The organism is Streptomyces sp., from assembly GCF_019510245.1.
GTDB lineage: Bacteria > Actinomycetota > Actinomycetes > Streptomycetales > Streptomycetaceae > Streptomyces.
The window spans coordinates 1-22,752 of sequence record NZ_JAEKKT010000241.1 but is presented as its reverse complement, the minus strand read 5'-3'; the positions used below and the strand labels follow the sequence as shown (position 1 = coordinate 22,752).

Here is a 22,752-nt window from a genome sequence, read left to right as displayed (position 1 = left end):
CCCCCGTGTCCGCGCCCGCGATCTTGTCGTTCGACTTGGACTTGTCTCCGTCGCCTCCACCGCAACCGGCAAGCAGCAGTGCGGCCGTCACACCGGCGGTGGCTGTCGTGAGCAGGCGGGAACGGCGGGTCACGGTGGGCTCCTGGTGGGGCGGTTGGGGTCTGCGAAGCAGCGAATACGCTATCGGGGTCCATCCGGAACGCACCAGAGCGATTTGCTGCGACCCGGTCGAACGAAGCGCGCACGCCAGATCATAGTCGGACAACTCGCCGCCCGGGCCTGGGCTTTGGTGCCGTCCCGTGACATCGCCGCGACCCTCGGTTGGCCTCCGCAAAGGCTGTTGGCCGGGTCAGGCAGCCGGGCCCTGCGTTCCGCCGGGGCGTGCATCCGAGCCGGGATCACGGGGCGGCCTTCACCTCAAACCCGCCAGACCTGTAGCTTCACGTGTGCACAGGCTTGTTAGTTGAGGCGTACGCGACGGGGGTTGCGGGATCATGGCGGGGTATCGACCGGCGGACTGGCATCCACTCGACCTCGACAGAGACCCCACACCCGGTGACCCGCAGCGCGTGCGCACCCTCGCCGCACAGCTGCACTCTTTCGCCGACGACGTCTCCGACGCGTTGCGTCTGGTCAAGGGCATGGCCGGCGAGGACACCCTCCTGCAATGGGCAGGCAAGTCCGCGGAGGTGTTCAAGGAGCAGAAACGCGGCCGCGGTGTATGTCACGCCGATGAGCCCGGCGGAGATAGCCAAGAAACCCGGCGGATTCAAGTCCTACCTCGGCCTCACGAAGGAGAAGAGCGAGTACATGATCGAATTCGAGGCCGAGAAGAAGCTCTTCTCCGGACGTCTGAGGGGCGGTCGGGATCACATTTGGTTCTCCAACAGCGACGTGACCATCCCCCGTGACGCAATCCGCTACCACGGCCCGACGTCGGGCTGGACGGCCTGAGCGACGTAGGTCACCCGGAAACAGACCACTGCGAGGAACACCCATGGATCTCACCGGCCACTCCACCGACTTCACCGTGGACGCGTCCTTCCCCGACGCCATGCGCCGATTCGTGGCCCGCGCGCGGCACCGATGGCCGCAGCTCCTGCTGTCCGGGGAGCCAGTTGCTCAGGAGATGGACTGGCGACTGCCCGAACCCGACGACGACTACTCCGGGATCGTCACCTTCTCCTCCGGCCCGGAGATGGAGGATTTCTGGGAGGAAAACGGCTATGCGCTCGACGACTCGGGTCACGGCCCGTATGCCGTCTTCTACCGACGCCGTACCGGGCCGTTGCACGCCACGACGGTGTCCGGAATCAGGACGGACGACCCTGACGTCGTGCAGGCGGTCGAAGGAACAGGCCTTCTGATGGCCGAGTACTACACGATCAGTCTGCTCACACCGGAGGACCCCGCGGCCGACCCCTTCTCCGCAGCGCTCGTGGACGACTTCGTCGGATCCTTCGACGCGACTGTGTAAGTCGTAACGGCCGTATGAGCAGTTTCGATCTCACAGGCACCTGGTGCCCTGGGTCGTCATCGTGACGGAAGGTACGGCAGGGATCCGACGGCGACTGGCGGGGCTGACCGCGCGCGGCGGCCTGGTCCACCACTTCGACGCCCGTGGTCTGATGACCGCGCAGGCAGTCCTCTGCACCTCCGCGGAAGTCCTCCGCTTCCCTGGCTACGTCGGCCGGAACTGGGATGCCCTGGTCGACTGACCCCAACCTCTACGAGTGGGCGCATCCTTCGCAGCATCATCAACTCGGAATCAAGGCAGTGATGTAGACATGAATGTCGGGACCACGCAGCGGTGGTCGGCGGAGACGGACCGGGTCCTGCGGGAGGCGGGCTGGTTTCCCGGCCGCTCAGTGGCTACTCAAGAGTGGGAAACCACGCTCCTGGAACACGGCGGCTTCGGGATCCACGAGGCGGCCCGACGCTTCCTCGCCGAATTCGGCGGGTTGGAAAGCCACGAGCGAGGGCCGGGGAAGACGATGGCCCGGATGGGGTTCAGCCTGGACCCGACCGTTGCCGAGTGGGACGACGAGATCTTCGACGTGCTCAGTGAGGAGGCCGGCACTGAGCTCTATCCGATCGGGTCGGCCGACCGGCGGAACAGCTACCTGGGAATCGCGCCGGACGGCGCGGTGTACATCGGCATGGACAGCGTCACACTCCTTGCCGAGACAGGCGATCGTGCGCTGGAGAAACTCGCGGAGGGAATCCGTTAGCGGCAACGACGCCACGAGCCGTGGTGGGGCGTCCTGGGTCGTCTTCGTACCGGAAGGTTCGGCCGAGGTCCAGCGGCGATTGTCGGAGGTGACGGCGAGCGGCGGCCTGGTCCATCACTTCGACGCTCGCGATCTGATGACCGAACAGGGCGTCCACCGCACCTTCGCGGAAGCCCTCCGCTTCCCCGGCTACTTCGGCCGGAACTGGGATGCCCTGGTCGACTGCCTGGACGACCTCTGCGGCGAGGTCACGGGAGGCGGAGCGGGGATCGTGGGCGTCGTACACGACGCTGATCTCCTGTTGCCGACGGAGCACTTCCCCCTGTTCGTATCGGTCCTCTGCCAGGGCACCGACCGCGCGAACTCGACAGTGGACCTCGACGCCAATCCCCTGGACCGACCCGCCCTCGCCGAACACTTCCTCTTCGAATTCCGCGATTTCGACCGCGAGAAGATCGCGACCCGTGTCGAGCAACCCGACCTGATCGTCACCACGGGAGACGGACTCGTGAGAGCAGCGCTCAATCCCGAGGAATGGCACTGAGGCTCCTCCATTTTCCGATGAGCAGAACCTCCGAAATCATGACAATGGAATTCTTGATGGATCTCGACGAGGGAATGGTCGAGTACTTCCGCGGCATCGCGAACGAGATGATCTCGCGGTTCGGTATTTCCCGGGCGGAAGCGGTGGCCAGGATCAATGAGCGGTATCACGACGCGGAGATCTCTGCGTACCCCGATCTCATGTGCCACGAGTTCCCGGAGTACTGGTCGTACGGCCTGTACTACTACCCGAACGAGTCCGGACGCCTGCCCACCGGTGATCAGGACGACGACGAGGGCTTCGACGTGTCCGCCCTGCGCGTCCGCCCCGCGCCCCCGACGGACTCGCCCTACTGGACGCTCGGAGCCTGACCGTCCTTCCTCAAGACGTACGGGAGGCACTGACGGCTCGGAAGGAACCATGGATCTCCAGTCGACCCAACCCCCTGCGCCAGCACGTCACGGAGGAACTGGGCATCGAGGACGAGGTCGGCTTCGACGAGGACCGTATCCTGGGCGGATCATGGGCGAACAGCATCCGCCGGGCGGCGAGGGCGACGCGCTGGTACCCGATCTCGACGAGATCGAGGAGACGTGCGCCGTGGCCACGCCCGGGCCCTGGTTCGTCAGGAACCTGGACGACAGCCACGCCATGAACCTGCTCGCCGTCAGCACGGTGGCGGACACCGGACGCGGCGAGCGGTGGCCCGACTTCGACCACGGGGAGCTGATCGCGGCGACCCTGGTGCAGAAGCCACGCTACGTGGACTGTGCGGACGAACGCTGGGACGAGAACGCGGCCTTCATCGCGATGGCACGCGACGCCGTGCCTCGGCTCGTGGAAGAGGTGCGGCGTCTGCGGAGGCTTCTCGCGGCTACCGTGCCTGGAGACGGACGCTCGACGGAGACCAGCACCTTCGCTTACCGCTACCCCAGCCCGCTCGGCGGGCTCGCCGCCGATCTCACGGCGGAGCACACGTCTCCGGGCACAGAAGACGGCTTCTTCCTGCAGATCGACCGGCAGATGCGCCTGATCCCGCCTACGGGAACGCACTGGCAGGACGTCCACTGGCTGGCCCACGGCCTGGCCGCGCACACGGCCGCCCTGCTGTCACTGCACCCTGAGGGCCTGACGATCAGGGTCACGTCGTTCACATTCCCGCTCGCCCACTACCGGCCGGAAGTCGCGGCCCTGGCCATGGACGGCTGGCTCAGGCAGCAGTTCGGCCTGGCGGACCGCGGACTACGGGTGGCCTTCGACGCCGGACGGGGGGACTACACGTTCCGGTGGGAGGAAGAACGGCACTGAGGCCGACTGCCGCCTCTCACAACGCCCGGCGGCGCTCCCGCCCCCGACGCCCTCGTCCGGATACCCCCGGGCTCTCCTCCCCGCCGCCACGTCATCCACCCACCCGAACGCCACCACCGCGACCGCGATCAGTGGCCAGACCACCACGAACATCCAGAAGCCGTAGGTGGAGTCCAGGAGCATCGATGACGGGGTCGGTCCAGGATCTTCTCCGGGACCGTGCCTGCGGCGGCCTCGGAGCGGATGCGGTGGTCGGCGAGGATCTCGCTGTGCACGTGGCCGGGCAGCTTCAGGCGCATGGGGAGGCGGCGACGCCAGGCGGCGCCGGGTGCGGGGCGCCCTCACAGGACAGGGGCGGGAGCGGCGGCACCGCCGGTGCGGGTGTGCCTGGACGTGCCGTGCGCGACCGGGCCTCAGGTGGGGGCGGCCGACTCGCTGGGCGAGACCGGCGGCGGCGACGAGGCGGGAGCGGAGGGCGCGTCGGAGGTGGGCGGCACCGTGGACGGCTCGGCGGAGGCGGACGACGACCCCGGCTTCGGCGAGGTGACCGTCACCCCGGAGGACGAGGTCGGCCGCGCGGACGCCGACGCGCTCGGTCGGGCGGTCCCGTTTCCGGTACCGGACGCCGGGGAGGAGGCGCCGGCCGACGGGGTCGTACCGCCGCTCACGGCCGGGCCGGCCACCGAGGCTCCGTCGTCCGAGGTCCGGGGCGACCGCGCGGGCCGCGGCGAGTCGTCGACCTTGCCGGCGGGCCTGTCGGCGTTCTGTCCCGGCACCGGCAGCCAGGGCGCGGCGGAACTCCCCGACAGCAGGGTGACGACGATGACGACCGCGTAGACGGCACAGGCGAGGCCGACGACCGTCCCGAGCCTGCGGAGCCGGCGAGTGCGACGCCCCGACGCGTCGACGAAGACGGAGACAGGTACAGGCACGGGCACGGGCACGGGGACGCCGGGAGCGCCTGAGCCCTCGGAAGAACCGCGGGATCCGGAAGAACCGCGGGATCCGGAGGCGCCCGCCGCGGCGGACCGTGTCGGCCCAGCCGGCCCGCTCGGTCCGGGTGGCCCGATCGGCCCCCTCTGCCCGCTCGGCCCAGCCAACCCGGTCGGCCGTACTCCTACGGAACCGACGCCGTTCCGGACGGTCACCTCGTCGGGGTCGTGGACGGAGTCCGGGCCCGGGTCGCGCAGAAACACCGGGATCGGCGGCTCGACCACACTCCACGGGTCCCGTAACGACCCGGCCCGCAGCACCTCGGTCGCTCCCGCAGCCCCCGCCGCCCCGGCGGCTCCCGCCGTCCCCGCAGCTCCCCCCGCCCCGCCACCGTCTGCGTCCGCCACGCCCGTCCCCACCCCGTCGGCGTCCACAAAGCCCGCCGGCACCCCGCCATCGCCCGCAGCAGCTGTCGCCACCCCGTCGTCGCCCGTCACCGGCACATCCCGGGCGTCCAGGACCACCTGTGGCATTTCGGGTTGGGTCTCTTCTCGCCAGTTTTGCACGCGCGTACATCCCCCCACGGGAGTGTTCCGGGCGCACTGACGAACCCGAGTACACGTCAACGGAACGGGCCCCCCACCCGCTCCGAGCGCCCCCTTGCAGCTCTCCGCCCTCGGGCCCATGAAGCTAGCGCACGGGGGAGATCCGTGTTCCCGATGCGTCATTTGTGGTCGTCCATCACCTCTTGATCACTGGCTGGAATCCATCCGTCGACCGGTCGCCGAAGCCAGCCCTCCGCCCGGCCGATCTCGGCGGCCGCCCGCCGCAGTGCGTCGACTCCCGGATGGACCAGCCCCTTTCGCCATACGAGCGACACCGGCGACAGCGGGACCGGATCGACCAGCGGTCGCGACACGCTTCCAGGTATGGCCGGAAACCCCACTACCGCGAGGATGGGGTACCGGTCCTTGGCCATGACTCGCTGGAACTCCTCCTCCCCGACGGCCAGCGGCAGCGGCGGCGCGACCGCGGTGCCTCGCCCCTCGAAGAGGTGAAAGGCCAGGTCGGTCCATTCCAGGGTGCGTTCGTTCCCGGCGCCGGCGTACACCGTCTCGCCCGCGAGCGCGGCCAGCGGCACCGCGTCCAGGGCCGCGAGCCGGTGATCCGAGGGGAGAATTACGGCCATGGGTTCGAACCGCACGGGCTGGTGTTCGAGTCCGGAGCGCAGCGCCGGGTCCAGTCCCGCGAACCGTCCGAAGGAGGCGTCGAGCCGCCCCGCGAGGAGTTCGGCCGCCGCTCCGGTGAGCCCGCTCTCGTAGCGGGCCATCAGCTCGCAGTCGGGGGCGAGTTCGCGGGCCCGGTACAGGACGCGGCGGGCGGTCGCCAGGCCCGGCGAGTTGAGGTCCACCAGCAGCGGCCGGGCCTGCCCGAACGCGGCGAGCAGGGCGTCCTGGGCGGCCAGCACCCGGCGGGCGTACGGCAGCAGTCGGGCGCCGTCGGCGGTGAGGCTGACCTGCCGCGTGCTGCGGAGGAACAGCTCGGCGCCCAGCTCCCGCTCCAGCCGCCGTACGTCACGGCTGAGCGCCTGCTGGGCGACGTACAGCCGGGCGGCGGCGCGGGTGAAGTGCAGTTCCTCGGCGACGGTCACGAAGACGCGTAGCAGACGGGGTTCGATGTGGGCGGGCGAGGCAGGCGCTGGCATCACGCGAACTTACAACACAGGTGCGTGAATCGGCGCCCAGCAGGTGTTGGACCCCTTGATCGCCCCGGGGCGACGGTGGTGTCCATGCCGCAACCGACTCCGCCGGGCCCACGCGAGGCCGTCCACACCGCCCGGACCCTCCACACCGCCCGCACCGTACAGACCGTCCATACCGTCACCGCCGACTCTCTCGTCACCGTCGACTTCAGCCCCCGGTTCGACAGCCGCTCCCGCCCCCGTCCCCGCTCCCGCCGCCACCCGCCCGGCCCCTACCGCCGCCTCTTCGCCCTCCCCGGCACCCGGGCCTTCACCGCCGCGAACCTGCTGGCCCGGCTCCCGATGGGCATGTTCAGCGTCAGCGCGGTCGTGATGATCGCCGGGTCGCGCGGCTCGTACGCCCTCGCCGGTGCCGTGACCGCGACCGGTCTCGTCGCCACGGGTCTCGCCGGGCCCTGGACCGCACGGCTCGTCGACCGGTACGGGCAGGCCCGGGTCGCCGTACCCGCGACCGTCACCGCCGCGCTCGGCAGCCTCGCCCTGCTGCTCTGCGTCCACTACGGCGCCCCGGACTGGACCCTGTTCGCGGCCTACGCGGCCACCGCCACCACGCCGAACCTCGGCGGCATGTCCCGCGCCCGCTGGGCCCACCTGCTGCGCGACGACCCGGCCGCCCTGCACACCGCGAACTCCTTCGAACAGGCCGCCGACGAGCTGTGCTTCATGCTCGGCCCGGTCCTCGCCTCCTTCCTGACCGGCACGTTCTTCCCGGAGGCCGGCACGCTGGTCGGCGCGGTGCTGCTGCTCACCGGCGCGCTGCTGTTCGCCGCGCAGCGGGCCACCGAGCCGCCGCCCCGGGCCGGGTCGGCCACCGCACGGACACCGCTGCGCATCGGCACCCTCCTGGTCTGCTTCGTCGCGACGGGCGCGGTGTTCGGCTCGATGGAGGTCGTCACCATCGCCTACGCCGACGCCCAGGGCCACCGCTCGGCGGCCGGTGCCGTGCTCGCCCTGCAGGCCGCCGGCTCCTGCGCGGCGGGCCTGCTGTACGGGGCGCTCCGGCCGACCGGGCCGGCCGAACGCAGGCTGCCCGTCTGCCTGTTGTCGATGGCGGCCCTGATGTGCCTGCCGCTGCTCGCCACGCGCGCGTTCGACAGCCTCTGGGCCCTCGCCCCCGCCCTGCTCGCGGCCGGGATGGCGACCGCCCCGACCATGGTGACCGCGATGACCCTGGTCCAGGACCGGGCCCCCGTGGACCGCCTCAACGAGGGGATGAGCCTGGTCGTCACCGCCCTGCTGACCGGCATCGCCTGCGGGTCCGCGCTCGGCGGCTGGGCGGCGGACCACGTCCCGCCGACGGCCGCCTTCGCCACCCCGGCCGCGGCGGCCGTCGCGGCGCTGGCCGTCAACGCGGTCAGTCGAATCGCTTCACCCAATTCCCGCCACACCCATTGACGCCCTCATGGCCCGCATCTACCGTCCTCCGTCGAAGCGCTTCGACGTCCCTCGTCGAACCATTCGACGCGGGACGAGCACCATCCATCCGACTCCCTTGGAGGCATTGGATGTTGACGGCACGAAGGCGGACCACGACCGCGGTGGCGATCCTCGCCGGATCGCTGCTGCTCACCTCCTGCGGCGGTTCGGGCGGCAGCACGTCCGACGCCAAGACCCTGCGACTGTGGCACTACGAGGCACCGAACAGCGCGATGGGCATCGCCTGGAACGAGGCCATCAAGGAGTTCGAGGCGACCCACCCGGGCGTCAAGGTGAAGTACGAGGAGAAGAGCTTCGAGCAGATCCAGAAGACCGCCCAGATGGTCCTGAACTCCTCCGACGCGCCCGACATCATGGAGTACAACAAGGGCAACGCGACGGCGGGGCTGCTCTCCAAGCAGGGGCTGCTCACCGACCTGACCGCCGAGGCGGCCAAGCGCGGCTGGGACAAGGAGCTCAGCGCGGGCGTGCGCACCACCAGCCAGTACGACGCCGACGGCGTGATGGGCTCCGGCAAGTGGTACGGGGTGCCCAACTACGCCGAGTACACCATGGTCTATTACAACAAGGACCTGTTCGCGAAGTACGGGATCGCCGAGCCGAAGACGTTCGACGACCTGACGGCGGCGATGGACACGTTCGTGGCGAAGGGGGTCACCCCGCTCGCGAACGCCGGTTCCGAGTACCTGGCCCAGCAGTACCTCTACCAGCTGGCGCTCTCGAAGGCCGACCGCTCGTGGGTCGACGCCTACGAGCTGTACAAGGGCAAGGTCGACTTCCACGACCAGGCCTGGACGTACGCGGCGACCACCTTCGCCGACTGGGTGAAGAAGGGCTACCTCGCGAAGACGTCCTCCGGTTCGACCGCCGAGCAGGCCGGGGTCTCCTTCATCCAGGGCAAGTCGCCGATCCTGTTCTCCGGCAGCTGGTGGTACGGCCGCTTCCAGTCCGAGGTCAAATTCGGCTGGGGCAGCTTCCTGTGGCCCGGCTCGGACCTCACCCTCGGCTCCGGCGGCAACCTGTGGGTCGTACCGAAGAACTCCAGGAACAAGGACCTCGCCTACGACTTCATCGACATCACCATGTCGAAAAAGATCCAGAACCTGCTCGGCAACAAGGGCGGAGTCCCGGTCGCCGCCGACGCGAGCGCCATCACCGACCCCAAGTCGAAGCAGCTCATCGCCGATTTCAACACCGTCAGCAAGCGCGACGGCCTCGCCTTCTACCCGGACTGGCCGGTCGCCGGGTTCTACGACACCCTCGTCTCCGAGACCCAGAAGCTGATCACCGGCAGCGAGAAACCGGACGCCTACCTGAGCAACCTCCAGACGGCGTACGACAAGGGCACCAAGTGAGGGTGCGCCGGGACTCGTACGCCCTCATCCTGCTCCCCGGCGCCCTCGCCTTCCTCGCGGTCGTCGTCGTGCCGTTCCTGATGAACACGGCCGTCGGGTTCACCGACTGGCAGGGCGTGGGCAGCCCGCACTGGACCGGGCTCGCCAACTACCGTGAGCTGCTGCACGACTCCGAGTTCTGGGCGTCCTTCCGGCACAGCCTCTTCATGGTCGTGGCGATGGCCGCGATCCCGACCGCGCTCGGACTGGTCCTGGCCGCCGCCCTGTTCGACTACATCGGCAAGCACTTCGGCACCCGGATCGCGGCCGTCCTGCGCGCCTGCTTCTACCTCCCCCAGGTGCTGCCGGTCGCGGTCGCCGGCATCGTCTGGAGCTGGATCCTGGCCCCGGACAACGGCTCCCTCAACGCCCTGCTCAAGGCGGTCGGTCTCGGCTCCTGGCAGCAGGACTGGCTCGGCGACCCGGACCTCGCCCTCTACACGGTCATGGGCGTGCTGGTCTGGGTGCAGATCGGCTTCCCGCTGGTCGTCTTCATGGCCGGGCTCGGCCGGGTCGACCCTCAGCTGTACGAGGCGGCCGAGCTGGACGGCGCCGGCTGGTGGCGCCGCTTCCGGCACGTCACGCTGCCCCAGATCCGCCCGGAGGTGTACGTCGTCCTGACCTGGTGCACGATCGCCGCGCTCAAGGTCTTCGGCGCGGTGTACGTCCTGACCAAGGGCGGCCCGGGCGGCGCCACCGACGTCCCCTCCTACTTCTCCTTCACCACGTTCTTCGAGAAGACCCAGGTCGGCTACGGCTCGGCGATCTCCACCGTCCTCACGGTGATCATCCTGGCCCTGGCGACGATCGGCCTGAAGCTGCAGAACCGGGCGGAGGCCGTATGACCCGTCCGACCGCCCTGCGCCGCTACCCGGTCCTCCTCGCCCTCTGCCTCGCCGCCCTCTTCATGGTCGTGCCGTTCCTGATCGTGGCGGTCAACGCGGTGAAGTCTCCGGCGGAGTACTCCCGGAACGGCCCGCTGAGCCTCCCGCACGGCCTGTACCTGGACGGCCTCAAGGACTTCTGGCAGCGCGTCGACTACAGCCAGAAGCTGGTCAACTCGGTCCTGATCAGCGGCTCGGTGGCCCTGCTCGCCACCGCCCTCTCCGTCCTCAACGCCTACGCGATCGGCATCGGCCGGATCCGGTTCCGCACCTGGGTGCTGGCGTTCTTCGTGCTCGCCAACCTGCTGCCGCAGGAGGCGCTGGTCTACCCGCTGTACTACCTGAGCAAGCAGGCCGGTCTGTACGACACCAGGCTCAGCGTGGTCATCGTGTTCACGGTGATCCAGTCGGCGTTCGGGACGTACCTGCTCTCCGCAGTCCTCGGGCAGTTCCCGCGCGAGATCGTCGAGGCGGCCCGGATCGACGGCGCGAACAAGTGGCAGATCCTGGTCCGGATCGTCGTACCCGTGAGCCGTCCGACCCTGGGCGTGCTGCTGGTCTTCTTCTTCATCTGGACCTGGAACGAGTTCCTGCTGCCGCTGGTCATGCTGATCTCCAACGACAACCAGACGGTGTCCGTCGCCCTCGGCGTCCTCCAGGGCCAGCGCCTGATGGACGCCACGATGACCAACGCGGCCGCCCTGCTCGGCGTGCTCCCGGCCATCGTCTTCTTCCTCGTCTTCCAGCGGACGCTCACCCGGGGGATCGCCGTGGGAGCCGTCAAATAGGAGGTTCGTGCGTGAAGTTCACCGACGGCTACTGGCTGCTGCGCGAGGGCGTCACCGCGGCCCACCCGGTCGAGGTCCTCGATGTCACGGCCTCGGACGGCGCACTGGAGATCCACGCGCCGACCCAGCCCATCCGCCACCGCGGCGACCTGCTGAAGGGACCGGTCCTGACGATCAGCGCGCACACCCCGATGCCCGACGTCATCGGCGTCACCTTCACCCACTTCGAGGGCGAGCGGCCACGCGGCCCGCAGTTCGAGCTGCAGCAGGGCGACTTCGCGTCCCAGGTGTCGTACGACGACGAGTACGCGACGCTCACCTCCGGCTCGCTGTCGCTGCGGCTGAGCCGGACCGCCCCCTGGCGGCTCGACTTCCTCTCCGGCGGCCGCACCCTCACCTCCAGCGGCCCCAAGGGCATGGGCATCATGCGGGACACCGCGACCGGCGCCCACTACCTTCGGGAACAGCTGAACCTCGGGGTCGGCACCTCGGTCTACGGCCTCGGGGAACGCTTCGGCCCCCTCGTCAAGAACGGCCAGGTCGTCGACATCTGGAACGCCGACGGCGGCACCGCCACCGAACAGGCCTACAAGAACGTCCCGTTCTACCTCACCGACGCGGGGTACGGCGTCTTCGTCGACCATCCGGGGAAGGTGTCGTTCGAGGTCGGCTCGGAGGCGGTGTCGCGGGTCCAGTTCAGCGTGGAGTCGCAGCAGTTGACGTACTACGTCATCCACGGCCCGAGCCCGAAGGAGATCCTGCGCAAGTACACGGCCCTGACCGGCCGCCCGGCGCTGCCGCCGGCCTGGTCCTTCGGCCTGTGGCTCTCCACGTCCTTCACCACCTCCTACGACGAGAAGACGGTGACGTCCTTCATCGACGGCATGCGGGAGCGCGAACTGCCGTTCTCCGTCTTCCACTTCGACTGCTTCTGGATGCGGGAGTTCAGCTGGTGCGACTTCCGCTGGGATCCGCGGGTGTTCCCGGACCCGGAGGGGATGCTGGGGCGGCTGCACGAACGCGGACTGCGGGTGTCCGTCTGGATCAACCCGTACATCGCGCAGCGGTCGCCGCTGTTCGCCGAGGGGAAGGAGCTGGGGCACCTGCTGCGGCGACCGGACGGGAGCGTGTGGCAGTGGGATCTGTGGCAGCCGGGGATGGCGCTGGTGGACTTCACGTCCCCGGCGGCGCGTGACTGGTACGCGGGCAAGCTGGAGGCGCTGCTCGCCCAGGGTGTCGACTGCTTCAAGACCGACTTCGGGGAGCGCGTCCCGGTGGACGTGGCCTGGTCGGACGGCTCGGACCCGGAGCGGATGCACAACTACTACACCTACCTCTACAACCGGACCGTCTTCGAGGTGCTGCGCAAGCACCGGGGTGAGGGCGAGGCGGTCGTGTTCGCGCGGTCGGCGACGACCGGGAGCCAGAAGTTCCCCGTGCACTGGGGCGGGGACTGCGAGGCGACCTACGAGTCGATGGCCGAGTCGCTGCGCGGCGGCCTCTCGCTGGGCCTGTCCGGCTTCGGCTTCTGGAGCCACGACATCGGCGGCTTCGAGGGCACCCCGACACCGGCGCTGTTCAAGCGGTGGCTGGCCTTCGGCCTGCTGTCCTCGCACAGCAGGCTGCACGGGTCGTCGTCGTACCGGGTGCCGTGGCTGTTCGACGAGGAGTCGGTGGACGTGCTGCGGCACTTCACGCGGCTGAAGCTGAGCCTGATGCCCTACCTGTACGAGGCCGCGCGCACCGCCTCGGCTGAGGGGGTGCCGGTGATGCGGGCGATGGTGCTGGAGTTCCCGGACGATCCGGGGTGTGCCCATCTGGAACGGCAGTACATGCTGGGGGCGGATCTGCTGGTGGCGCCGGTCTTCGAGGACGAGGGGTATGTGACATATTACTGTCCGCGCGGCACCTGGACCCACTTCCTGACCGGCCGGACGGTCACCGGCCCCGGCTGGGTCCGCGAGCGGCACGACTTCCTCGGCGTCCCCCTCCTGGTCCGTCCGGGCGCGGTGATCCCGGTCGGCGCGGTGGCCGACCGCCCCGACTACGACCACGCCGACGGGGTGACCCTGCGGGCCTACGCCCTGGAGCGCGGCGCGCAGGTCACCGTGCCGGTCGGGGACGTCACGTTCACCGTCGTACGGGAAGGGGACACCCTGCGCGCCTCGTGCAGTGATCCGGCGGCGCCCTGGGCGCTGGCGGCCGGGGAGCGGACGGCGCGGGCCGCGGCCGGCACCGGGTTCCTCTCCCTGGAGCTGCGCTGATGGTGAAGATCACCGACGTGGCGCGGCATGCCGGGGTCTCCCCCAGCACGGTGTCCTACGCGCTCAGCGGCAAGCGCCCGATCTCGGACGAGACCCGGCGCCGTATCCAGGCGTCCATCCGCGAACTGGGCTACCGCCCGCACGCCGGCGCCCGCGCCCTGGCCAGCAGCCGCTCCAACGTCCTCGCCCTGGTGATCCCCTTACGCACCGGCATCCACGTCCCGGTGGTGATGCAGTTCGCGGTGTCCGTGGTGACCACGGCCCGCCGCTACGACCACGACGTGCTGCTCCTGACCCAGGAGGAGGGCGAGGAGGGCCTTCACCGGGTCGCCGAGACGGCACTGGTCGACGCCCTGATCGTGATGGACGTCCAGCTCCACGACCCTCGGCTGCCGCTGCTGCGGGCACTGGAGCGACCATCGGTGCTGATCGGCTTCCCGGCCGCCGCCGAGGGCCTGACCTGCGTCGACCTGGACTTCCGGGCCGCCGGAGAACGGTGCGTGGAGCGGCTGGCCGGGCTGGGGCACCGGGTGGTCGCGCTGGTCGGCTCCCCGCCGGAGGTGTACGTCCGGGAGACCGCGTTCGCCCAGCGGGTCGTCCAGGGCTTCACGGCCGCGGCGGACCGCAACGGGATGGCGTCGTCCGTCCACCCGTGCGAGGCGACGCCGACGGCGGCGCGCCGGGTCGCGGAGCAACTGCTCCGTGAACAACCGGCGCTGACGGGTGTCGTCGTCCACAACGAGGCGGTCCTGGAGCCCCTGATCGACGCCTTCGAGCAGCTGGGCCTGCGCGTCCCGGCCGATCTGTCCATCACCGCGATCTGCCCGGACGAACTGGCGGCGACCCTCCGCGTCCCGGTCACCTCGGTCGCCCTGCCGGCCGCGGAACTCGGGGAGCGGGCGGCGGAGTTGCTGATGCGCAAGCTGGGCGGCGACCCGGACGTGCCCGAGGCGACCCTGCTCCCGCCCCGGCTCACGGACCGCGCGAGCACGGCGCCCCGCGAGGCACGGTGACACCCCCCGCGAACGGATCAGTCGGTGTCCGTGGCGGTGAGGACCGCGATCTCCTGGCCGCCTGGTCGCAGGGCGGCCACGGCGAGATCCCAGGCCACTTGGTGGAACCAGTCCGATGAGGGGTCGGCGATGAACCAGTGTGCCTGTTCGACCAGCATGGCCACGTGACTGATCGGCGCGTCCGGGGCGGCGCCGACCAGGCCGCCGAGAGAGCGCCAGGCAGCGAGCCGTCCGTACGCACCGAACATGCCGCTGCCGTAGGCGGGGCTGCGCACCGCCGTGGTGAGCAGCACCTGCAGCACCCTGTCGGCGGTGGCCGGATACAGCCGGGGCCTGGTCTCTCCCGTCGGCCATGCGGTGAGTGGCAGCCTCTCGAAGACGGCTGCACAGTCGTCCGGCGGGACAGGGGACGCGGACCAGAACTCCTGCGCGGCGACCGCGCCGTTGGACTCCTCGAGCCAGTGCCGCACCGCCGCGCTCATTGCCTCGGCCACCTCCGGAACGGTGGTGGCCGCCGGATCGACCGCGACACTGCGCCGGCGCATCTCCGGCGAGACATGGAGTTCGGGTCGGTCGCTGTGCTTTGCCACCGTTGCCGGGGGCAGGGCCCACGTCCAGTCGTGCGGAGCGTGCGGCGGCCTGAGCAGCGCGTGCTCCGTCGGCAGCAGGTGGAGCGGCAGGGGTGCGAGCGGATGCTCCTGCGTCACGAGCGCTTCGCCGAAGGACCGCGGAAGGGGGTGCTCCGGGACGGCGACGCCTTCGAGTACCAGCTCGTGCAGCAGGCAGGCCTTGAATTCGTCCGACGCCGCCGTGCCGAGCTGCTCGCCGAAGACGACGGGGACGATGTCCGCAGGCCGATGCCCCAGGGCCACCCTCTGGGCCAGGCGTCGCTCAGCCCTGGTCCGTGCCGGCTCTCCGGCCTGCAGGCTGCTGGGCAGGCACATCAGGACGCGCAGGCTCTGCTGCCCGGCCGTCGTGGCAAGAGCGGTCTGCAGCCGGTCGAGCAGGAAGGCGGGTGCAGATGAGTCCTCGCCTGCACGGGCGGCCCGCCGGACGAGCTCCGCGCCAAGCTCCGTCGCCCACGCGAAGTCTCCGGACGAGACCCTGTGCGGGATCTGTTCGCCAAGTGCGGACGCGGCTGCGAAGCCACGGTCCAGCAGTTCTCCGATCCGTTGGGTCATGTCGCTGTGCATGGTGGAATCTCTTTGCCTCACTTCTGGGCGTCCTTCGCGGTCGCCTGGTCGGCGGAGTCCCGGGCGTCCTGCTGCGCGTCCGCCGCCCCGCGGACACGACGAGGGCCCGGTGGTCTGTGACCACCGGGCCCTCGCAACATGGAGATTGTGGAGATGGCGGGAATCGAACCCGCGTCCAACGGTGCGGAACCAGGGCTTCTCCGTGTGCAGTTCGCTGTGCTTTTCTCGGCCCCGGCGATCACGCGAACAAGTCGCCGACGGGCCCAGTCACTGTTAGATTTCCCTCTTCACCCCGTGACCGGGATCAAGGTTTAGTCCCCTAGCTGATGCCAGGATCCGGGTCGGGAACAGCCCCGGGCTGACACTCCCTGTATAGGAGGCTCGCTGTCGCTACCTGAGATCAGGCAGCGAGGGCGAAGGCCTGCTGGGAGGAATCGCGCTTGGAAGTGGCGATTATTTTTTTCGGCCTGTGGTTTACGAGATCATGGCCGCTTTCTCGACACGCTTCCCCTGCCTCGACATCCGCTGTCGAAACCGATCATCCCCATGTTGATTTTTCAATGCTCACACCGGCTTCCCCCGGTGTTGGTGCCATCGTACGTGACCAACGCACGACGATGCCACTACATTCCCGTGCCCTAGGCGCCGCGCTGGCGCCGCTTCACCGCCGCGATGGCGCGGTCGCTCTCCCGGCGGTCCTGCTGCTCGCGCAGGGTCTGCCGCTTGTCGTACTCCTTCTTGCCGCGCGCGAGGGCGATCTCCGCCTTGGCCCGGCCGTCCTTGAAGTAGATGGCGAGGGGCACGATCGTGTGACCCGTCTCCTGGGACTTGGCCTCCAGCTTGTCGATCTCCTCCCGGTGCAGCAGCAGCTTGCGCTTGCGGCGCACCGAGTGGTTGGTCCAGGTGCCCTGGCTGTACTCGGGGATGTGGGCGTTGTGCAGCCACGCCTCGTTCCCGTCGATCTGGACGAAGCCGTCGGCCAGTGAGGTGCGGCCCTGACGCAGCGACTTCACCTCGGTGCCGGACAGCACGATGCCGGCCTCGTAAGTGTCGAGGATCGCGTAGTCGTGCCGCGCCTTCTTGTTCTGCGCGACGATCTTGCGCTTGCCGCCCTTCTCGCCGTCCCTGGCTTTGGCGGCCGTCCCCTGCTGCTTCTGCTGGGACTCTTTCGGTACGTACATTCCCTTGGCCATAGTGCCGTCCATTTTCGCACTACGGAGGGGGTGTGAGGGAAGCGGTTATGCGGGTGCTACGACGGATCGCCCAGTCCGCTCAGCACGGTCTCCGCCCGCTCCAGCGTCCCGGAGGACACCTCCAGGTCGGGGGTGATGCCCCGGCCGTCCACGGCGTGCCCCGAGGGGGTGCGGTAGTGGCCGACGGTGAGCTCGGCGACCGAGCCGTCGGGGAGGCGGGTGGGCATCTGGATGGAGCCCTTGCCGAAGGTGCGGGAGCCGAGGACGACCGCGCGGCCGCGGTCCTGGAGGGCGCCGGTGAGCATCTCGGCCGCACTCATCGTGCCGCCGTCGACGAGCGCGACCAGGGGTCTCGCGATGTCGCCGCCGGGCTCGGCGTGCAGGGAGCGCTCGACGCCGTCGACGTCGTAGGTGGCGACCAGGCCGCCGTCGAGGAAGGCGGAGGCCGCGGTGACGGCCTCGCTGACCAGGCCGCCGGAGTTGCCGCGCAGGTCGAGGACGATGCCGCCGTCGGCCGGGGCCTGCCGGACGGCGGCGCGCACCAGCTCCCCGGAGCCCCTGGTGAAGGCGGAGATCCTGATGACGGTGATGCCGGCGGCCAGCTTGCGGACGGTCACCGAGTCCGTCGACAGCAGCGCCCGGCGCAGGGTCTCGCGCCACGCGCGCGTGCCGCGTTCGAGACCGAGGGTGACGGTCGTACCGGCGCGGGCGTCGGTGGCGTCACCGCGCAGTAACGAGACGACGTCGGTGACGGGCCGCCCGTCGACGTCCTCGCCGTCGATGCTGCGCAGCCGGTCGCCCTTCCTGATCCCCGCGGCGGCCGCGGGCGACCCGGCCTGCACCTTGGTCACGTCGATCCGCCCGTCCGCCGCCCGCCGGGCCCACAGACCCACGCCCGTGTACTGGCCGTCGAGCGCTTCCTCGAACTCCTGGTACTCGCCCTCGGAGTAGACCGCGGCCCACCGGTCCCCGCTGCGGCTCACGGCCCGTTCCGCCGCCTCCACGGGGGACTTGCCGTCGGCCATCGCCTCGGCGGCGGCCCTCGCGACGTCCTCGTGCCCGGTGGCCGGACGGGCGGCCCCGGTGGGCGTCTTCCGGTCGGACTGCCCGGGGTCCGGAAACGCCCCGGTGGCCGCGCCGGTCACCAACAGCCCTGCGAACACCAACGTCAGAGCCGCCCCCCGGCGAACCCGGCGGGGCTGACAGAACACCTCTCGGCCTGACATGCCGGTGAGTCTAGGACAACGCAAGAGGGCCGTACGGGCTGTTGCCCGTACGGCCCTCTTGGCATGCGTCACACCTTCAGGTACTTGCGCAGCGCGAAGAACGCGGCAAGCGCGGGCATCAGAAGGCTCGTTGCGAGAATGAGCGGAAGCTTGGTCAACACCGCGTCCCAGCCGATGAAGTTGATCAAGTTCAGCTTGTGGGACAGGTCCAGGCCGTGGTCGATGATGAAGTACCGGGCGATCACCAGGAATCCGCAGGCGACCGTGCCGCCGATCAGGCCGGCGACGGCCGCCTCCGCGATGAACGGGGCCTGGATGTAGAAGCCGGAGGCGCCGACCAGGCGCATGATGCCGGTCTCGCGCCGACGGCTGAACGCGGAGACGCGCACCGTGTTGACGATCAGCATCAGGGCGACCACCAGCATCAGGGCCATGACCATGCGGGCCGCCCAGTTCATGCCGTTGAGCAGGCCGAAGAGGTTGTCGAGGATGCCCTTCTGGTCCTGGACCGACTGGACCCCGTCACGCCCGTCGAAGGCGGTCGCGACGACCTGGTACTTCTCCGGGTCCTTGAGCTTGATCCGGTACGACTCCTGCATCTGGTCCGGCGTGAGGGAGTCGGCGAGCGGCGAGTCGCCGAACTGCTCCTTGTAGTGCTTGTACGCCTCGTCCTGGGACTCGTAGGTGACCTTCTCGACCACCGACATCTTGCCGAGGTCCGCCTGGATCTGCTTCTTCTGGTCCTCGGTGACGGCGCCCTTGGCGCAGTTGGGGTCGGACTCGGCGTCGCTCTTGTTGCAGAGGAAGATCGAGACGTTGACCTTGTCGTACCAGTAGCCCTTCATGGTGTTGACCTGGTCGCTCATCAGGAGCGAGCCACCGAAGAGCGCCAGGGACAGGGCGACCGAGACGACGACCGCGAAGGTCATCGTCAGATTGCGGCGGAGACCGACTCCGATCTCCGACAGTACGAACTGGGCGCGCATGGCCTCGGGTTATGCCTTTCCGTCAGTGCTGGTAGCCGTAGACGCCGCGGGCCTGGTCCCGGACGAGACGGCCCTTCTCCAGCTCGATGACGCGTTTACGCATCTGGTCCACGATGTTCTGGTCGTGGGTGGCCATGATCACGGTGGTACCGGTCCGGTTGATGCGGTCCAGCAGCTTCATGATGCCGACCGAGGTCTGCGGGTCGAGGTTGCCCGTGGGCTCGTCCGCGATCAGCAGCTTGGGCCGGTTCACGAAGGCGCGCGCGATGGCCACGCGCTGCTGCTCGCCGCCGGACAGCTCGCCGGGCCTGCGGTCCTCCTTGCCGCCGAGCCCGACGAGGTCGAGCACCTGGGGCACGGACTTGCGGATCTCGCCCTTCGACTTGCCGATGACCTCCTGGGCGAAGGCCACGTTCTCGGCGACCGTCTTGTTGGGCAGCAGGCGGAAGTCCTGGAAGACCGTCCCGAGCTGGCGGCGCATCTGCGGCACCTTCCAGTTGGACAGCCGGGCGAGGTCCTTGCCGAGGACGTGCACCTGGCCGTGGCTGCACCGCTCCTCGCGGAGGATCAGCCGCAGGAAGGTGGACTTTCCGGAGCCGGAGGACCCCACGAGGAAGACGAACTCGCCCTTCTCCACTTCCAGGGACACTTCCCTGAGTGCGGGGCGGGTCTGCTTGGGGTAGACCTTGGAGACATTGTCGAATCGGATCACGGATGCACCACGGGTCGCCGGGGGTAGATGAGCGTGACCATACGCGAGTCGGGTGAGGAAGCGCAGGCGCCGGTCACGGTTGGGTGAGGCTTGTGCGGTTTTGTTCCGGGGCGGTCCCTCCGGAACGCCCCGAGTGCCGGTGCGAGGTCTGCGGACGGCCGCGCTCTTTCCGGGGGAACCTGGCACAGTGGGAGGGGAACGTTCTCGTTCCGCGGAGCGTTGTCTGGGTGATGGCCGGTGCAAGGAGGGCGAGCGCATGACGTACGACCGGTTGGTGTGCGCGAACTGCGCGGCGCCCGTGAGCGAAGGCCGGTGCCCCGTGTGCCGCGCCAACCGCGAGCGTCTTCAGCAGGAGAGTTTCCTCGGCGGTCTGAACCCGATGGCGCTCATCGGGCTGCTGGCGGTCCTGATCGCCGCGGTGGCGCTGCTGGCGGCCCACCAGACCGCGTAACGAAGCTCACACGCGAAGCTTACCCAAGAGCGACCGAAGGGCCCTGAGCCGCCGCTCAGGGCCCTTCATTCATTGCGATGCGCATACGCTCCGCGAGTGGGCGGCTACCGTCAGGCGGCAGCGCCGCCGCGGCCGCCCACGAGGCGCGGCAGGATACGGAAGCCGATACCGCCGGCGATCATCGTGGCGGCGCCGACGACCAGGAAGGCCGTCTGCCCGGCACCGGTCTCGGCGAGCTGCTTGCCGCCACCCTGGGCCTCGGTGTTCGAGGACCCGGTGTCGGTGAGCGCGGAGCTGCCGGCCTCCTGCGCGGAGGTGCCGGAGTTGCCGTCGGTGCCGGTGCCGCCGGAGGTCGAGCCACCGGTGGACGAGCCACCCGTGGTCGAACCGCCACCGTCACCACTGCCCCCGGTGGACGAACCACCGGTGGACGAGCCACCCGTGGTCGAACCGCCACCGTCACCGCTGCCGCCGGTGGACGAACCACCCGTGGTCGAGCCACCGGTCGTCGAACCGCCGGTGTCGCTGCCACCGGTCGTCGAGCCGCCGGTGTCACTGCCACCCGTGTCCGTGCCGCCGGTGTCGGTGCCACCCGTGTCCGTGCCGCCGGTGTCGGTGCCACCGCTGTCCGTGCCGCCGGTGTCGGTGCCACCGCTGTCCGTGCCGCCGGTGTCGGTGCCACCGCTGTCGGTGCCACCGCTGTCCGTGCCGCCGGTGGTGCTGGTGCCACCGTCGTCACAGGTCGGGTCCACGACGATGTCGCAGGGCGCACCGCCCGTGCCGCCATCGTCGTCGCCGGTGTCGACGGTCGCGCTGACACCGCTGCCGGTCACGCTCACCCCGATGTCCAGGGCGGAAGCGGCGCCGGCCGCCGTGAGAGAGGCGCCGGCTGCGATCACTGCGCCGGCGGCTATCCGCGCGACGTGGAGACGCGTCTTCTTCGTCATATGGTTGCTACCCCCAGTAGCTGATCGTCTGTGCGGCGGCGCTCGGGGCCGGTGCTCGACGGAGACAGCTACGAATGTTCAAGGCCCCCGGTTCACATGCGCCCCAGAGATACGCATGCCACACTGCACCCTTCCCATTTTCCAAGAGCACGTCAAGGCCGTTGCGTGCGCGATGTCCAGTTGCGCACCCAATGCCGGGAGTTGAAGTGTGTGAGTGTGACGTAAAACCCAGACATACGAGAACTGCCGCCACAGGGGCGGCAGTTCCAGTTCGGTCGACTCACCGTGGGCAAGTCGACAAAGTTACTTCTCCTGCTGCTTGCGCCAGCGAATTCCGGCCTCCAGGAAGCCGTCGATCTCGCCGTTGAACACGGCCTCGGGGTTGCCGACTTCGTACTCGGTCCGCAGGTCCTTGACCATCTGGTACGGGTGCAGCACGTACGACCGCATCTGGTTGCCCCAGGAGTTGCCGCCGTCGCCCTTGAGGGCGTCCATCTTGGCCTGTTCCTCCTGGCGGCGCCGCTCCAGGAGCTTGGCCTGGAGGACGTTCATCGCGGTGGCCTTGTTCTGGATCTGCGACCGCTCGTTCTGGCAGGAGACCACGATTCCGGTGGGGAGGTGCGTGATGCGCACGGCGGAGTCGGTGGTGTTGACGCCCTGGCCGCCGGGCCCGGAGGACCGGTACACGTCGATCCTCAGCTCGCTCTCGTCGATCTCGACGTGGTCGGACTGCTCGACCACGGGGAGCACCTCGACACCGGCGAAGGAGGTCTGGCGGCGCCCCTGGTTGTCGTACGGCGAGATGCGCACGAGCCGGTGCGTGCCCTGCTCCACGGACAGCGTCCCGTAGGCGTACGGCACCTGCACGGCGAAGGTGGTCGACTTGATGCCGGCCTCTTCGGCGTACGACGTCTCGATGAGCTCGGTCTTGTAGCCCTTCTGCTCCGCCCACCTCAGGTACATGCGCTGCAGCTTCTCGGCGAAGTCGGCGGCGTCGACACCGCCCGCCTCCGCGCGGATGTTGACGAGCGCTTCCCGGGAGTCGTACTCCCCGCTCAGCAGCGTCCGGACCTCCATCTCGTCCAGCGCCTTCTTGACGGCGGTGAGCTCGGACTCGGCCTCGGCACGGGTGTCCGGGTCGTCCTCCTCGTCGGCCATCTCGAAGAGCACGGCGAGATCATCGATCCGTCCGCGCAGCGCCTCCGCCTTCCTGACCTCGGCCTGGAGGTGGCTCAGCTTGCTGGTGATCTTCTGCGCCTCGTCCGGGTTGTCCCACAGGGACGGCGCGGCCGCCTGCTCCTCGAGCACGGCGATGTCTGCCCTCAGCTTGTCGAGGTCCAGAACGGGCTCGATCGACTCCATGGTCGAGGAGAGGGACTTGAGCTCTTCGGATACATCGACGACTGCCACGCCTCCAGCGTAACGGCTCCGCCAACCGAGGATGGCCGACGGGCGTCCCCGCCCGGTCAGGTCCCGATCAGGCCGA

The 22,752-nt window shown here is 69.5% G+C and carries 23 protein-coding genes and 1 other RNA gene; 15 read left to right on the top strand and 9 right to left on the bottom strand.

The genetic code is table 11. The features are described from left to right. Positions 1-732 precede the first annotated feature (732 nt). From JF597_RS46840 to JF597_RS46805, 8 genes are all read left to right on the top strand, one after another. A complete protein-coding gene (locus JF597_RS46840) occupies positions 733-954 on the top strand; it encodes a hypothetical protein (RefSeq protein ID WP_294011397.1) in 222 nt (73 codons plus the stop codon). Positions 955-997: 43 nt separating this feature from the next. Next, positions 998-1,477: a hypothetical protein gene (locus JF597_RS46835; protein WP_294011395.1), complete on the top strand. Its 480-nt coding sequence runs from the start codon at positions 998-1,000 to the stop codon at positions 1,475-1,477. A 43-nt stretch (positions 1,478-1,520) separates the two neighbouring features. Then, the gene (locus JF597_RS46830) at positions 1,521-1,718 is read left to right on the top strand and encodes a barstar family protein (protein ID WP_294011393.1); all 198 of its coding nucleotides are present in this window, start codon (positions 1,521-1,523) and stop codon (positions 1,716-1,718) included. A 15-nt stretch (positions 1,719-1,733) separates the two neighbouring features. Then, the gene (locus JF597_RS46825) at positions 1,734-2,231 is read left to right on the top strand and encodes an SUKH-3 domain-containing protein (protein WP_294011391.1); all 498 of its coding nucleotides are present in this window, start codon (positions 1,734-1,736) and stop codon (positions 2,229-2,231) included. 88 nt (positions 2,232-2,319) lie between these two features. Then, complete coding sequence (locus tag JF597_RS46820; protein ID WP_294011399.1) at positions 2,320-2,775, top strand: barstar family protein; 456 nt, start codon at positions 2,320-2,322, stop codon at positions 2,773-2,775. Positions 2,776-2,831: 56 nt separating this feature from the next. After that, a complete protein-coding gene (locus JF597_RS46815; protein WP_294011389.1) occupies positions 2,832-3,146 on the top strand; it encodes a hypothetical protein in 315 nt (104 codons plus the stop codon). 151 nt (positions 3,147-3,297) lie between these two features. Continuing rightward, positions 3,298-4,083: a hypothetical protein gene (locus JF597_RS46810; RefSeq protein ID WP_294011387.1), complete on the top strand. Its 786-nt coding sequence runs from the start codon at positions 3,298-3,300 to the stop codon at positions 4,081-4,083. Between the two features lie 393 nt (positions 4,084-4,476). Continuing rightward, positions 4,477-4,920 carry a hypothetical protein gene (locus JF597_RS46805; protein ID WP_294011385.1) on the top strand — a complete coding sequence of 148 codons (444 nt, stop codon included), beginning with the start codon at positions 4,477-4,479 and terminating at the stop codon, positions 4,918-4,920. An 820-nt stretch (positions 4,921-5,740) separates the two neighbouring features. On the opposite strand, the gene JF597_RS46800 is transcribed toward JF597_RS46805, so the two are convergent. Further along, positions 5,741-6,721, bottom strand: a complete 981-nt coding sequence (locus tag JF597_RS46800; protein ID WP_294011383.1) for a LysR family transcriptional regulator — start codon at positions 6,719-6,721, stop codon at positions 5,741-5,743. Positions 6,722-6,805: 84 nt separating this feature from the next. Here JF597_RS46800 and JF597_RS46795 point away from each other — a divergent pair, with 84 nt between their 5' ends. The 6 genes from JF597_RS46795 (at position 6,806) to JF597_RS46770 (ending at position 14,558) form a co-directional block, all read left to right on the top strand. Then, a complete protein-coding gene (locus JF597_RS46795; RefSeq protein ID WP_294011381.1) occupies positions 6,806-8,173 on the top strand; it encodes an MFS transporter in 1,368 nt (455 codons plus the stop codon). A 110-nt stretch (positions 8,174-8,283) separates the two neighbouring features. Continuing rightward, complete coding sequence (locus tag JF597_RS46790; RefSeq protein ID WP_294011379.1) at positions 8,284-9,570, top strand: extracellular solute-binding protein; 1,287 nt, start codon at positions 8,284-8,286, stop codon at positions 9,568-9,570. Then, positions 9,567-10,454: a carbohydrate ABC transporter permease gene (locus tag JF597_RS46785; protein ID WP_294011377.1), complete on the top strand. Its 888-nt coding sequence runs from the start codon at positions 9,567-9,569 to the stop codon at positions 10,452-10,454. Before JF597_RS46790 ends, JF597_RS46785 begins: the two co-directional genes overlap by 4 nt. Continuing rightward, positions 10,451-11,281 carry a carbohydrate ABC transporter permease gene (locus JF597_RS46780; protein WP_294011375.1) on the top strand — a complete coding sequence of 277 codons (831 nt, stop codon included), beginning with the start codon at positions 10,451-10,453 and terminating at the stop codon, positions 11,279-11,281. The genes JF597_RS46785 and JF597_RS46780 overlap by 4 nt, the downstream gene beginning before the upstream one ends. A gap of 11 nt (positions 11,282-11,292) precedes the next feature. Continuing rightward, positions 11,293-13,545, top strand: a complete 2,253-nt coding sequence (gene yicI / locus JF597_RS46775; protein WP_294011373.1) for an alpha-xylosidase — start codon at positions 11,293-11,295, stop codon at positions 13,543-13,545. Next, positions 13,545-14,558 (top strand): LacI family DNA-binding transcriptional regulator, encoded by a 1,014-nt coding sequence (locus tag JF597_RS46770; protein WP_294011371.1) that lies wholly within the window; start codon positions 13,545-13,547, stop codon positions 14,556-14,558. The genes yicI and JF597_RS46770 overlap by 1 nt, the downstream gene beginning before the upstream one ends. Positions 14,559-14,575: 17 nt before the next feature. Here the strand turns inward: JF597_RS46770 and JF597_RS46765 are convergent, their stop codons facing one another. The 6 genes from JF597_RS46765 to ftsE form a co-directional block, all read right to left on the bottom strand. Continuing rightward, positions 14,576-15,739, bottom strand: a complete 1,164-nt coding sequence (locus JF597_RS46765; protein ID WP_294011369.1) for a DUF6183 family protein — start codon at positions 15,737-15,739, stop codon at positions 14,576-14,578. 157 nt (positions 15,740-15,896) lie between these two features. Continuing rightward, positions 15,897-16,297, bottom strand: a transfer-messenger RNA (tmRNA) gene (gene ssrA / locus JF597_RS46760). Between the two features lie 92 nt (positions 16,298-16,389). After that, on the bottom strand, positions 16,390-16,932 hold the full coding sequence (smpB, locus tag JF597_RS46755; RefSeq protein WP_294011367.1) for an SsrA-binding protein SmpB: 543 nt from the start codon (positions 16,930-16,932) through the stop codon (positions 16,390-16,392). 68 nt (positions 16,933-17,000) lie between these two features. After that, entirely contained in the window at positions 17,001-18,170 is a 1,170-nt protein-coding gene (locus tag JF597_RS46750) for a S41 family peptidase (RefSeq protein WP_294011365.1), read from the bottom strand. 68 nt (positions 18,171-18,238) lie between these two features. Then, positions 18,239-19,156, bottom strand: a complete 918-nt coding sequence (gene ftsX / locus JF597_RS46745) for a permease-like cell division protein FtsX (protein WP_294011363.1) — start codon at positions 19,154-19,156, stop codon at positions 18,239-18,241. 22 nt (positions 19,157-19,178) lie between these two features. Then, positions 19,179-19,868, bottom strand: a complete 690-nt coding sequence (gene ftsE / locus JF597_RS46740; RefSeq protein WP_294011361.1) for a cell division ATP-binding protein FtsE — start codon at positions 19,866-19,868, stop codon at positions 19,179-19,181. A 256-nt stretch (positions 19,869-20,124) separates the two neighbouring features. On the opposite strand from ftsE, the gene JF597_RS46735 reads away from it, so the two are divergent. Beyond that, positions 20,125-20,319: a hypothetical protein gene (locus tag JF597_RS46735; RefSeq protein ID WP_089106595.1), complete on the top strand. Its 195-nt coding sequence runs from the start codon at positions 20,125-20,127 to the stop codon at positions 20,317-20,319. Between the two features lie 110 nt (positions 20,320-20,429). Here JF597_RS46735 and JF597_RS46730 read toward each other — a convergent pair whose 3' ends face one another. Next, entirely contained in the window at positions 20,430-21,266 is an 837-nt protein-coding gene (locus JF597_RS46730; RefSeq protein ID WP_294011359.1) for a hypothetical protein, read from the bottom strand. A 303-nt stretch (positions 21,267-21,569) separates the two neighbouring features. Then, positions 21,570-22,676, bottom strand: a complete 1,107-nt coding sequence (prfB, locus tag JF597_RS46725) for a peptide chain release factor 2 (protein WP_294011357.1) — start codon at positions 22,674-22,676, stop codon at positions 21,570-21,572. Positions 22,677-22,752 lie beyond the last annotated feature (76 nt).